Consider the following 12,216-nt stretch of genomic DNA (forward strand, 5'->3'; position numbering starts at 1 on the left):
AAACATCGCCTTCAACCACGTCTATCTGGACGTCTACCAGGTGCTGGCCTATCTGGCCGGGCGCCCGGCGCACCAGCACGTGGTGGTGACCGGGCGCGGTGCGCCGCCGGCGCTGGTCGAGGCCGCCGATACCGTGACCGACATGAGTCTGGTCAAGCATGCTTTCCAGGCCGGCGTCCGCGCCCAGCAGGGTATCGAATGGTAGGCGAGACGCGGCATTGCCCGGCGCTGCTGATCGCCGCCCCGGCCTCCGGTCAGGGCAAGACCAGCGTCACCGCCGCCCTGGCCCGGTTGCACGCCCGCCAGGGGCGGCGGGTACGGGTGTTCAAGTGCGGTCCGGACTTTCTCGATCCGATGATTCTCGCCCGCGCCAGCGGCGCACCCGTCTACCAGCTCGATCTGTGGATGATCGGCGAGGCCGAGAGCCGGCGCCTGCTGTGGGACGCGGCGGGGGAGGCCGATCTCATCCTTATCGAAGGCGTCATGGGCCTGTTCGACGGCCAGCCCTCGGCGGCCGACCTGGCCGAGCGCTTTGGCGTACCGGTGCTGGCAGTGATCGACGCCGCCGGCCTGGCGCAGACCTTTGGCGCCCTGGCCTATGGCCTGGCCCACTACCGGCCGGGCCTGCCTTTCGCCGGGGTGCTGGCCAATCGCAGTGGCAGTCCACGGCAGACGCAGCTGATCCGCGGCAGCCTGCCGGCGGGCATGACCTTCTTTGGCAGCCTGCCGCGCGATGCCGGCATCGAGTTGCCCAGTCGTCACCTGGGGCTGATCCAGGCCGACGAGGTCACCGACCTGGATCGTCGTCTCGACCTGGCGGCCGATGCCCTGGGCGCCAGTTCCACCCTCGAAGTGCCGCCGCCGGTGGCCTTTGCCGCACCGCCGCCGACCGCTGTCGAGCCGCTGCTGGCGGGGGTGCGGATCGGCGTGGCCCGGGATGCGGCGCTGGCCTTCATCTACCAGGCCAATCTCGATCTGCTACGCGCCCTGGGCGCCGAGCTGCAGTTCTTTTCCGTGCTCACCGACACGGCGCTGCCGGCGGTGGACAGCCTCTATCTGCCTGGAGGCTATCCCGAGCTGCACCTGCAGACGCTGTCCAACAACCTGGGCATGCGCGCGGCCATCCGCGCCCACCATGCGGCCGGCAAGCCGATCCTCGCCGAGTGCGGCGGCATGCTCTATCTGCTCGACGAACTGACCGACAAGGCCGGCGAATCCGCCAGCCTGCTCGGACTGCTGCCGGGCAGCGCGCGGATGCAGGCGCGCCTCACCGCCCTGGCCTTGCAGTCGGTGGAGTTCGAGCAGGGCACCCTGCGTGGCCACACCTATCACCACTCGGCCCTGGAGTCACCCGAGGTGCCCTGGGCGCGCGGGCTGTGCCCCAACGGCAAGGCGGTGGCCGAGGCGGTCTACCGCGACGGTCGCCTCACCGCCAGCTATATTCACTTCTACATGCCGTCGGCACCCGCCGCGGCCGCCGCGATGCTCAAGCCGTGACCACGACCCCCTATACCCCCGCCGAACAAGCCGCCGTCTACCGAGCCATCGCCGAGCGCCGCGACATGCGCCACTTCTGCGGTGGCGAGGTGCCCCCCGAGCAACTGGCCCGCCTGCTCGGTGCCGCCCACCAGGCGCCCAGCGTTGGGCTGATGCAGCCCTGGCGCTTCCTGCGCATCAGCGATCCGGCCTTGCGCCAGCGCCTGCACGAGCTGGTGGAAGAAGAGCGCTGCGCCACCGCCGACGCCCTCGGCGAGCGCAGCGACGACTTCATGAAGCTCAAGGTGCAGGGCATCCTCGATTGCGCCGAGGTGCTGGTGGCCGCGCTCATGGACGGCCGCGAAGCCCATGTCTTCGGCCGCCGTACCCTGCCGGAGATGGACCTCGCCTCGCTGTCCTGCGCCATCCAGAATCTCTGGCTGGCGGCGCGCTGCGAAGGCCTGGGCATGGGCTGGGTGTCGCTGTTCGAGCCGGAAGCCGTGCGCAGCCTGCTGGAGATGCCGGAAGGCGCGCAGCCGGCGGCCATCCTCTGCCTGGGACCGGTGGAAGCCTTCTATCCGCGCCCGATGCTGGAAGAGGAGGGCTGGCGCCAGGGGCGGCCGCTGGAGGAGCTGGTCTTCGAGAATCGCTGGGGCCGGAAACCATGATGCTGGCCTTCGCGGTCGTCAGCGGCATGCTGCTCGACCTGCTGTTCGGCGAACCCCGCCGCGCCCACCCCCTGGTGCTGTTCGGGCGCCTGGCCGACAGCCTCGAAGCCCGCTTCAATCCCGGTGGCCGCGGCTGGCGCAGCCATGGCGTGATGGCCTGGAGTCTCGCCGTGCTGCCCTGGGTGCTGCTCACCGCCTTGCTCTGCCAGCTCGACTGGCTGGCCTGGATCATCCAGCCCCTGGCGCTGTATCTGGCCGTGGGACTGCGCAGCCTTGGCGAGCACGCCGAGCCGGTGGCGCGCGCCCTGCAACGCAACAATCTGCCCGAGGCACGGCGGCGGGTCGGCTACCTGGTCAGTCGTGAGACCAGCGAACTGGACGAGACCGCCGTGGCCCGCGCCGCCACCGAATCGGTGCTGGAGAATGGCAGCGATGCCGTCTTCGCCGCGCTGTTCTGGTTCGCCCTGCTGGGTGCCCCGGGCGTGGTGCTCTATCGCCTGGCCAATACCCTGGACGCCATGTGGGGCTATCGCACGCCGCGCCTGGAGCGCTTTGGCTGGGCCGCGGCGCGGCTGGACGATGTCCTCAATTACATCCCTGCGCGCCTGGTAGCCCTGACCTATGCCGGCCTTGGCCGCTTCTGGAGCGCCATCGAAAGCTGGCGCACCCAGGCACCGCTGTGGGACAGCCCCAACGCCGGTCCGGTGATGGCGGCCGGTGCCGGCGCCCTGGGCGTGAGCCTGGGCGGCCCGGCTCGCTACCACGGCGAATGGCACGAGCGTCCGCTGCTGGGCCGTGGACCGGCGCCGACCTTCCTGGCCATCACCCGCGCGCTGAAACTGGTGCGCCGTGGTGCCTGGTTGTGGACCGCGCTGATCGCCCTGGGAGGACTGCTGCTTGCTTGAGCACGGCGGTCGACTGCGGCGCGCGGCGCGCAGCTACGACATTCCCCTGGGCGACTGGCTGGACCTGTCCACCGGTCTGGCCCCCTGGCCCTGGCCGCTGCCGGAGATTCCGGCCAGCGCCTGGGCCCGGCTGCCGGAGCCCGATGACGGCCTGGTGGAGGCTGCCGGTGCCTGTTACCGGGCCAGCGCGCTGCTGCCGGTGGCCGGCTCCCAGGCTGCCATCCAGGCGCTGCCAACCCTGCGCGCACCCGCGCGGGTCGCGGTACTCGCGCCCTGTTACGCCGAACACGCCCTGGCCTGGCGTCGCGCCGGGCACGAGGTGCTGGAGTGGGGCGAAGCCCGGATAGCGACCGACCTCGACCAGCTGGACGTGGTGGTGGTGGTCAATCCCAACAATCCCACGGGCGAACGCCTGTCGCCGGCCCGGCTGCTGGACTGGCACGCCCGCCTCGAGCGCCGCGGTGGCTGGCTGGTGGTGGACGAGGCCTTCATGGATCCCACCCCGGCAGCGAGTCTTGCACCCTTCAGCGATCTGCCCGGGCTGATCGTGTTGCGCTCCTTTGGCAAGTTCTTCGGACTGGCCGGGATGCGCCTGGGCTTCGTGCTGGCGGCGCCGAGCCTGCTGGCGCAGCTGGACGAGCAACTGGGTCCCTGGACGGTGAACGGCCCCAGTCGTCATCTCGCCCGGCAACTGCTGGCCGATCAGCCGGGCCAGCAGCGTCAGCGCGAGGCGCTGCTCAAGGCCGGTGAGCGCCTGGCGGCGTTGCTGGCCCGGCACGCCCTCGCGGCCAGCGGTGGCTGCGCCCTCTTTCAATTGCTGCAGCGCGCGGATGTCGCGGAGCTGCACGAACACCTGGCCCGCCAGGCCATCCTAACCCGCCTGTTTCCCGCCCTTGGCGCCCTGAGATTCGGCCTGCCCGGCGACGAGTCCGGCTGGCAGCGCCTGGACCAGGGCCTCGGCAGCTACCGGAGTCCCCTATGAGTACGCTGATGGTGCAGGGCACCACCTCCGACGCCGGCAAGAGCACCCTGGTGGCCGCCCTGTGCCGCTGGTTCTATCGCCAGGGCGTGGCCGTGGTGCCCTTCAAGCCGCAGAACATGGCGCTCAACAGCGCCGTGACCGCCGATGGCGGCGAGATCGGCCGGGCCCAGGCGGTCCAGGCCCAGGCCTGTGGCCTGGTACCCCATACCGACATGAATCCGGTGCTGCTCAAGCCCAACACCGATGTCGGCGCCCAGGTGATCATCCACGGTCGCGCCGTCACCAGCATGGATGCCAAGGCCTATCACGCCTACAAGCCGGTGGCGCGGGAGGCGGTGCTGGCTTCCCATGCCCGCCTCTCGGCGGGCTATCAGGTGGTGCTGGTGGAAGGCGCCGGTTCGCCGGCCGAGATCAACCTGCGCCAGGGCGACATCGCCAACATGGGCTTCGCCGAGGCGGTGGACTGCCCGGTGCTGCTGGTGGCCGACATCGACCGGGGCGGCGTCTTCGCCCATCTGGTCGGCACCCTCGACCTGCTCGAACCCAGCGAGCAGGCGCGCGTTGCCGGCTTCATCATCAACCGCTTCCGCGGTGACCTGGCGCTGCTGCAACCCGGGCTGGACTGGCTCGAGGCCCGTACCGGCAAGCCGGTGCTCGGCGTGCTGCCCTATCTGCACGACCTGCATCTGGAAGCCGAGGATCGCCTGGCCACCGGCCAGGTCGTCAAGCAGGGACCGCGCCTGCGGGTGGCGGTGCCGGTGCTGCCGCGATTGAGCAACCACACCGATTTCGATCCCCTGCGCCTGCATCCCCAGGTGGAGTTGCTGTTCGTCCGTCAGGGCGAGGAGCTGCCCGCCGCCGACCTGATCATCCTCGGCGGCTCCAAGAGCGTGCGCAGCGACCTGGCCTTTCTGCACGCCCAGGGCTGGGACGCGGCCATCACTCGCCACCTGAGATACGGCGGGCGGGTGCTGGGCATCTGTGGTGGCTTCCAGATGCTCGGCGAGCGGATCGCCGATCCGCTCGGGCTGGAAGGCGCGCCGGGTGACAGCGCCGGTCTGGGCCTCCTGGCCATGACCACCGAATTGGCGGCGGAAAAGCAGCTGCGCAACGTGCACGGCTGGCTGAGCGATGGCGACGCCGAGGTGGCCGGCTACGAGATCCATGCCGGTGTCAGCCAGGGCCCGGCCCTGGAGCGGCCGGTGCTGCGCTTCGCCGATGGCCGCGTGGATGGCAGCCTCAGCGACGACGGCCAGGTGCTGGGCACCTACCTGCATGGCCTGTTCGAATCGCCCGCCGCCAGCGTCGCCCTGCTCCGTTGGGCGGGTCTCGCCGAACCTCGGCAGCTGGACTACCACGCCCTGCGCGAGCGCGATCTGGAGCGTCTGGCCGATCTGGTCGAACACCATTTGGACACCGGGCGCCTGCGCGCCCTCTGCGAGCTCTAGATGCGCGAATTCATCCTCGGTGGCGCTCGCTCCGGCAAGAGCGCCCTGGCCGAGCGCCTGGCTGCCGAATCCGGCCTTGCCGTCACCTATATCGCCACCGCCGGCGGCAGCGACGTCGAGCTGGCCCGCCGCATCGAACGCCATGCCGCCCGCCGGCCGGCGCACTGGGCGCTGGTGGAAGAACCCCTGGCGCTGGCCGAACGCCTGGAGGCTTTGGCGGCGCCGGATGCCTGCCTGCTGGTGGATTGCCTGACCCTCTGGCTGACCAATCTGCTCTTGCGCGACGATCCCCGGCGCCTCGACAGTGCCTGCGCGGAGCTGCTCGACGTCGTGCCGCTGTTGCCCGGCCACCTCATCTTCGTCAGCAACGAAACCGGTCTGGGCGTCGTCCCGCTGGGCGAGCTGACGCGCCGCTATGTCGATGCCGCCGGCGAGTTGCACCAGGCCCTGGCCGCGCGCTGCGAGCGCGTGGTGCTGACCGTCGCCGGTCTCCCCCTGACCCTCAAAGGAATCCCGCTATGAGCATGCCCTGGTGGCAAGGACCCTGCCGCCAACCCGATACCGCCGCCGCCGAAGCCGCGCGCCAGCGGCAGGCGGTATTGACCAAGCCGAGCGGTTCGCTCGGCGATCTGGAAGTGCTGGCCATCCAGCTGGCGGCCCTGCAGGGCACGCCGCGGCCACTGCTGCAGCGGACCGCCATCGCCGTCTTCGCCGGTGATCATGGGGTGGTGGAAGAGGGCGTCTCGGCCTATCCGCAGTCCGTGACCGCCGAGATGGTGCGCAACTTCGTGCGTGGCGGAGCCGCCATCAGCGTGCTCGCCCGGCAACTGGACGCCGCCCTGGAAGTCATCAACCTGGGTACCGTCACGCCGCTGGAAGCCCTGCCCGGGATCATCGACCTGCCGCTGGGGCGCGGTACCGCCAACTTCACCCTGACCCCGGCCATGACCCATGAGCAGTGCCAGGCCGCGCTGCAAGCCGGGCGCGACGCCGTCCTGCGCGCCTGCGCCGGGGGTGCCGATCTGTTCATCGGCGGCGAGATGGGCATCGGCAACACCACCGCCGCCAGCGCCATTGCCAGCGTGCTGCTGGATACCTCGCCGCTGGCCCTGGCCGGGCCCGGTACCGGCCTGGACGCCGATGGGGTGGCGCGCAAGGTGGCGGTCATCCAGCGCGCCCTGCTGCGCCATGGCGACGCCCTGGACGATCCCTACGAGCTGCTGCGCCGCCTGGGCGGCTTCGAGCTGGCCGCCCTGACCGGTGCCTATCTGGCCTGTGCCCAGCAGGGCCTGCCGACCCTGATCGACGGCTTCATCTGCTCGGTGGCAGCGCTCTGCGCCCAGCGCCTGCAACCCGCTACCCGCGACTGGCTGCTGTTCGCCCACTGCGGCGCCGAGCCCGGCCATGCCGCGGTGCTGCTGGCGCTGGGCGGCGAGCCGCTGCTGGACCTCGGCCTGCGCCTGGGCGAAGGCAGCGGTGCGGCGCTGGCCGTGCCGCTGCTGCAACTGTCCTGCCGCCTGCACAGCGAGATGGCGACTTTTGCCGAAGCCAGTGTCTCCAGCCGCGCCCATGACTGACTGCTGGCTGCTGCGCCATGGCGTCACCAAGGGCCCCGAAGGCTTTCGCGGACGCCTCGATCCGCCGCTGGCGGAGCAGGGCTGGGCGCAGTTGCGCGCCGCCGTCGCCACGCAGCCGCCTTTCGAGCTGATCCTGACGTCGCCGCAACAGCGCTGCGCGCGCTTCGCCGAGTGGCTGGCGGCGGAGCAGGGCGCCGAGCTGGTGCTGGAAGCGGATCTGCGCGAACTGGATTTCGGCGCCTGGGAAGGCCGTAGCGCCGCGGAGCTCATGCAGGACCAGGCGGAAGCCCTGGGCCGGTTCTGGGCCGATCCCTATGCCTATACCCCGCCCGAGGGCGAGCCCGTGGCGGCCTTCGCCGAACGGGTCCTGGGGGCGGTGACGCGCTGGCGGCCCCGGGTGCAGGGCCGGCGCAGTCTGATCGTCACCCATGGCGGCGTCATCCGCCTGCTGCTGGCCCGCCAGCGGGGTCTGGCAGCCAAGGATTTGCTGCAGGTCGAGGCGCCCTACGCGACCCTGCAGCCACTGGCGCTGGAGGAAGGCTGATGCCGCTACCCCTGCTGATCGCCGTGCAGTTTCTGACCCGCCTGCCGGTCCGGCTGCCCGGCCTGCCGCCCGCCGAGGCCGTCGGCCGCTCGGTGCTCTGGTATCCGGCGGTCGGCCTGCTGCTGGGTGCGCTCCTCAGTCTGATCGCCTGGCTGGGCGCCGCGGGCGGCGTCTTCCTGCAGGCGGCCCTGGTGCTGGCCGGCTGGGTGATCCTCACCGGCGGCCTGCATCTGGATGGCCTGGCCGACACCGTGGATGCCTGGATCGGCGGCTATGGCGATCGCGAGCGGACCCTCGCCATCATGAAGGATCCGGCCTGTGGCCCCATGGGCGTGCTGGCGCTGCTGCTGACCCTGCTGCTCAAGTGGAGCGCCCTGGTGGTGCTCCTGCCGCACGCGCCGGGCTGTCTGTGGCTGGCGCCCCTGGCCGGTCGCCTGGCGCTGCCCTGGCTGTTGCTGACCACCCCCTATGTACGCCCTGGCGGTCTGGGCGATCTGCTCAGTCGCCACCTGCCCCGGACAACCTTGACTCGAGTGCTGCTGCTGGGTGCGCTAGCCATCCTCCTGCTGCCCCAGGGCTGGACCGCACTGCTGGTCACCGCCGGGGTCGCGCTGCTGGTGCGACGCGCCCTGCGCCAGCGTCTCGGCGGTACCACCGGCGATACCGCCGGAGCCCTGCTGGAATTCACCGAGACCGGGGTATTGGTCGCGCTGGCCCTGACGCTGGGCTGAAAAATCGGCCCAAGCGTGAGGCACCCGGGATTTTGCGACCGTGGTCCTTGAACGACGTCGGTTAAACCGTTAAGAAGGCGCCTGGTTGCGCGTCCAGCGAAACCGCTTCGGCACGAGCGGGTCCAGGGGGAGTCGTCGTCAGTTGGACAAGGAGCCCCAATGCTCGATGCGCCTCACAGCGTCGCCTCGCCCCGGGAAGTCGCCCCAGCGTCGCGGCTCCGCCTCAAGCCACGCAGCCTGTTCGCCAAGTTCTTTCTGGCGTTCATCCTGGTGGATGCCCTGGGCACCCTGCTGTTCACTCTGCACAGCTATCACCAGGCGCGCGAAGCCAGCAGCCAGAGCATCGACTATCGCTTGATGAGCGCGGCCCTGGCGCTGCCGGAAATTCTTGGCGAGGACTATCTCGCCCAATTGCAGGATCCGGCTCAGGCCGATCCCGACCGCTACCAGCGAACCCTGATCACCCTGGATCGCTATGCCCGCAAGGCCGGGCTGGCCTCGCTCTATGCCTTCGTCAAGGAGGGCTCGGGCTTTCGCTTCATCATGGATTCGGCCAACGAGGAGGAAATCCGCGTTGGCTATTTTGGCGATTATCGACAGCTCTACGAGCAGGCACCCCCGGAACTCGCAGCGGTGTTTGCCGATCATCAACCGCGTTTCGCGGAATACCAGGATAACTTTGGCAGTTTCCGTTCCCTGTTCCTGGCCATTCCAGGACAGAACGGGCAAGCAGTCGTCATAGGGGCGGACATGTTCATGGAAGGAATAGCGGCGGCGGAGCAGTCGGCTCTGCTGGATTCGCTGCTCATAGGGGCGATCATCTTCGCGATGGGCGCTCTGGTCAGCCGGATCTTGGCAGGCGCACTCAATCGCTATCTGCTCCGTCTGGGTCAGGCCACCGAACGCATCGCCGATGGCGACTATCAGCTGGGTCTCAAGGAAGGCCGCGATCCGGTCGGCCGGCTCGGTCGCGCCATGAATCAGATGGGCGCCGCCCTGGCCGCGCGCGAGCGGCGCATCAGCCAGCTGGCGTTTCGCGACATGCTCACCCGGCTGCCCAACCAGGTGCGGCTGGTCCTGGAGATTCGCCAGCGCATCGAGCATGCCGCGGCCGGGCGCTTCGCCGTGCTGCTGCTGGACGTGGCCAACTTCCGCAACATCAACGAACTGCTCGGCCAGGAAGGTGGCGACAAGATCCTGCGCCACCTCGCGCGTCGGCTGAGGGTCGCGGCGCCGGAAGAGAATGGCGTGGCGCGGATCGGCGCCGACACCTTCGTCCTGCTGCTGCCCTGGTTCGACGACGCCTCGGCGGAGGCGGCGCTGCTGTCGCTGCGCAACCTGGTGGAAAAACCCTTCGTCAGCGGCAACCAGCGGGTGTCGCTGCGCATCACCTTCGGTATCGCCTGCTACCCCGAACATGGCGCTAGCGCCGAGGCCCTGCTGGCCAACGCCGAGACCGCGCTGCAGGATGCGCGCCGGCGCCAGCTGCCCTTCGCCTTCCACGATCCGGACCAGGAACGTCAGCGGCAGCTGGGCATCGCCATGCTCGACGCCCTCGACCTGGCCGTGGACCACGATCAGCTGCGTCTCTATCTGCAACCCAAGATCGCGCTACCCGACGGCCGCGTGGAAGGCGCCGAGGTCCTGATCCGCTGGCAGCATCCGGAACTGGGGCTGCTCAAGCCGGACGCCTTCGTCGGCATCGCCGAACAGAGTCGCAAGATCTGCGACATCACCCTCTGGGTGCTGGAGCGCTGCATGCGCCTGCAGCGCGAGCGGCAGCTGGGCGCCCTCAAGCTCAACGTCAATCTGTCACTGCTGGACCTAGAGCACCCGGCCTTCATCGCCCGCATCGGCCGGCTGCTGGACGAGACCGGCGCCGTCGCCGCCGGCTTCTGCCTGGAGATCACCGAGTCCCGGGCCATGAGCAATCCGGTACAGGTGCTCGACTGCCTGCGCCAGCTCAAGGCCATGGGCTTCGAGCTGTCGCTGGACGACTTCGGCGCCGGACATTCCTCGCTCGCCTGCCTGAGCAGCTTTCCCATCGACGAGCTGAAGATCGATCGGCAATTCATCGAGCACTGCCAGCTGCCCGGCGATCAGGAGGTGATCAGGCTGCTGGTCCAGCTCGGCCAGTTGCGCGGGCTGCGGGTGGTGGCCGAAGGCGTGGAGACCCGCCAGGCCCTGCAGGTCCTCACCGAGCTGGGCTGCGACCAGATCCAGGGCCAGCTGGTGGCCGGCGCCCTGTCGCTGGACGACTTCCAGCGCTGGTACGCGGAGCAGGAGCAGGGCTACTGGGGGCTCAGAGCGTAGATCAGGATCGGGGCTGTTCGCCGCCGCGGATGGCTGATGCGCGATCCCGGTCCCGGAAAGCACGAAGCCGCCTGACGGCGGCTTCGCTAGCGGACCCTGACGCTTAGAAGCGGTAGGTCAACTGGGCGCCCAGACCGTGGGCGCTGTTGTCGTACTTGGCGCTGTAGCCGGCCTTGGTGGAGGTGGCGGGGCGATTGATCGACACGTCGTCTTCCCAGAGGTAGGCATAGGCCACATCGATGGTCATGTCCTTGGTCGGCGACCAGCCTGCGCCCACCGAGAAGGTCTTGCGATCGCCCACCGGGATGCGCACGTTGCGGTCGCCGTTGTCGGTCGGGGACGGGTCGATGGCCATGCCCGCGCGCAGCACCCACTGGGGATTCAGCTGATAGGCCGCGCCGATGGCGTAGGACCAGGTGTCCTTCCAGTTGAGTTCTTCCGTCACGGTTGCCAGGGGCGAACCCAGCACCGGCAGGGTGGGGGTGCCCTCGTTCTCCACGTCGATCGACTTGAGGCGACTCCAGCGGGTCCAGGTGGCCCCGGCGTACATCGTCCAATCGTTGTTCAGCCGATAGGTGAAGGAGGCATCGCTGCTTTCCGGCAGGGTGATGTTGAGGCTGGCGTCATACTTGCCGTTGAGCCGGCTGACCAGGGCGTTGGTGATCGGACTGACCTGGCTGTTGGCACCCGTGACCTCGGTATTGCCCTTGAGCTTGTAGGTGACCTTGGAGTGGTAGGTCAGGCCGAAGGTCAGGTCATCGGTCAGGTCCGCGAGCAGGCCGACGTTGAAACCATAGGCGGTATCGTCGCCATCGATCTTGACCTGGCCATCCTGGGTGCTGCCGAAGTTGACGTTGCTGTTGAGCTTGCCTTCGATGCGGTTGATGGTCGGACCGAAGCCGATGGAAACCTTGTCGGTGATCTTGTAGCTGACGGTGGGCTGGATGGTGATGACTTCCACCTTGCTCGCCTGACCCTGGTAGCGACCCTGGAAGGCGTGCTCGTAGTTGCTGATCAGCGCATAGGGGACGTACACACCCAGGCCGAAGTGCAGGCGGTCATCCACCGGCGTCACGAAGTAGCCGAAGGGCACCACCGAGTTGGGCACCATGTCGCCGTCGTTGCTGCCCTGGACGGCCTGGCCGTTGGCGTAGCGGCCACTGGCGTCCTTGATGTCGATCTTGGCGTGGATGTAGGCGCCACCGAGGGACACCTCGCGGCCCAGGCGCGACATGCCGGCCGGGTTGCCATAAACGGTGGAAGCGTCCTGCGCGGAGGAAGAGCGTCCGGCGAAGGAGGTACCCATCCCGCTGACACTCTGTTCGTTGATAGCCAGACCGTTCGCCAGGGCATAGCCGGAAGCGCTCGAAACGGCCAATGCAAGTAGGGTCAGTTTTATTGTTTTCATGCTCTTGCAGCTCCATTGAAAGGCGAGAAGCGCTTACCTCCGCGGATTCCCAAGTCCGAGTGAGTACCTGCGCACACTCAGCTTTTAGCAGGCCCGGCTTGCGAATACAAAAAAAACTATTCGGTCACGTTTGGTTCGGGGCGGTCATCAGGCGTTCATCCGAC

Annotated in this window: 12 protein-coding genes; 11 read left to right on the plus strand and 1 reads right to left on the minus strand. The window is 68.9% G+C overall.

The window, feature by feature from the left end; translation table 11 throughout:
* The 11 genes from QMX82_RS04940 to QMX82_RS04990 form a co-directional block, all read left to right on the plus strand.
* Positions 1 to 205 (plus strand): cob(I)yrinic acid a,c-diamide adenosyltransferase (locus QMX82_RS04940; protein WP_282281405.1); only part of this gene is annotated, 205 nt, incomplete at its 5' end.
* Positions 199 to 1,497 (plus strand): cobyrinate a,c-diamide synthase, encoded by a 1,299-nt coding sequence (locus QMX82_RS04945; RefSeq protein ID WP_208694582.1) that lies wholly within the window; start codon positions 199 to 201, stop codon positions 1,495 to 1,497. The genes QMX82_RS04940 and QMX82_RS04945, both read left to right, overlap by 7 nt.
* Positions 1,494 to 2,144, plus strand: coding sequence for a 5,6-dimethylbenzimidazole synthase (bluB, locus tag QMX82_RS04950; protein WP_208694583.1), 651 nt, complete (start codon positions 1,494 to 1,496; stop codon positions 2,142 to 2,144). Before QMX82_RS04945 ends, bluB begins: the two co-directional genes overlap by 4 nt.
* Entirely contained in the window at positions 2,141 to 3,049 is a 909-nt protein-coding gene (gene cbiB / locus QMX82_RS04955; RefSeq protein WP_208694584.1) for an adenosylcobinamide-phosphate synthase CbiB, read from the plus strand. Before bluB ends, cbiB begins: the two co-directional genes overlap by 4 nt.
* Positions 3,042 to 4,031: a threonine-phosphate decarboxylase CobD gene (gene cobD / locus QMX82_RS04960; RefSeq protein WP_208694585.1), complete on the plus strand. Its 990-nt coding sequence runs from the start codon at positions 3,042 to 3,044 to the stop codon at positions 4,029 to 4,031. Before cbiB ends, cobD begins: the two co-directional genes overlap by 8 nt.
* On the plus strand, positions 4,028 to 5,479 hold the full coding sequence (locus QMX82_RS04965) for a cobyric acid synthase (RefSeq protein ID WP_208694586.1): 1,452 nt from the start codon (positions 4,028 to 4,030) through the stop codon (positions 5,477 to 5,479). Before cobD ends, QMX82_RS04965 begins: the two co-directional genes overlap by 4 nt.
* Positions 5,480 to 6,001, plus strand: coding sequence for a bifunctional adenosylcobinamide kinase/adenosylcobinamide-phosphate guanylyltransferase (cobU, locus tag QMX82_RS04970; protein ID WP_208694587.1), 522 nt, complete (start codon positions 5,480 to 5,482; stop codon positions 5,999 to 6,001).
* The gene (cobT, locus tag QMX82_RS04975; protein WP_133859646.1) at positions 5,998 to 7,056 is read left to right on the plus strand and encodes a nicotinate-nucleotide--dimethylbenzimidazole phosphoribosyltransferase; all 1,059 of its coding nucleotides are present in this window, start codon (positions 5,998 to 6,000) and stop codon (positions 7,054 to 7,056) included. The genes cobU and cobT overlap by 4 nt, the downstream gene beginning before the upstream one ends.
* A complete protein-coding gene (locus tag QMX82_RS04980; RefSeq protein ID WP_208694588.1) occupies positions 7,049 to 7,600 on the plus strand; it encodes a histidine phosphatase family protein in 552 nt (183 codons plus the stop codon). The genes cobT and QMX82_RS04980 overlap by 8 nt, the downstream gene beginning before the upstream one ends.
* Complete coding sequence (locus QMX82_RS04985) at positions 7,600 to 8,331, plus strand: adenosylcobinamide-GDP ribazoletransferase (RefSeq protein WP_208694589.1); 732 nt, start codon at positions 7,600 to 7,602, stop codon at positions 8,329 to 8,331. Before QMX82_RS04980 ends, QMX82_RS04985 begins: the two co-directional genes overlap by 1 nt.
* A gap of 159 nt (positions 8,332 to 8,490) precedes the next feature.
* On the plus strand, positions 8,491 to 10,644 hold the full coding sequence (locus tag QMX82_RS04990) for a putative bifunctional diguanylate cyclase/phosphodiesterase (protein ID WP_282281406.1): 2,154 nt from the start codon (positions 8,491 to 8,493) through the stop codon (positions 10,642 to 10,644).
* A gap of 103 nt (positions 10,645 to 10,747) precedes the next feature.
* Here QMX82_RS04990 and QMX82_RS04995 read toward each other — a convergent pair whose 3' ends face one another.
* Positions 10,748 to 12,052: an OmpP1/FadL family transporter gene (locus QMX82_RS04995; protein ID WP_208694591.1), complete on the minus strand. Its 1,305-nt coding sequence runs from the start codon at positions 12,050 to 12,052 to the stop codon at positions 10,748 to 10,750.
* Positions 12,053 to 12,216: the final 164 nt, after the last annotated feature.

Source organism: Pseudomonas sp. PS02302, from assembly GCF_029959585.1.
Lineage (GTDB): Bacteria > Pseudomonadota > Gammaproteobacteria > Pseudomonadales > Pseudomonadaceae > Chryseomonas > Chryseomonas aestiva.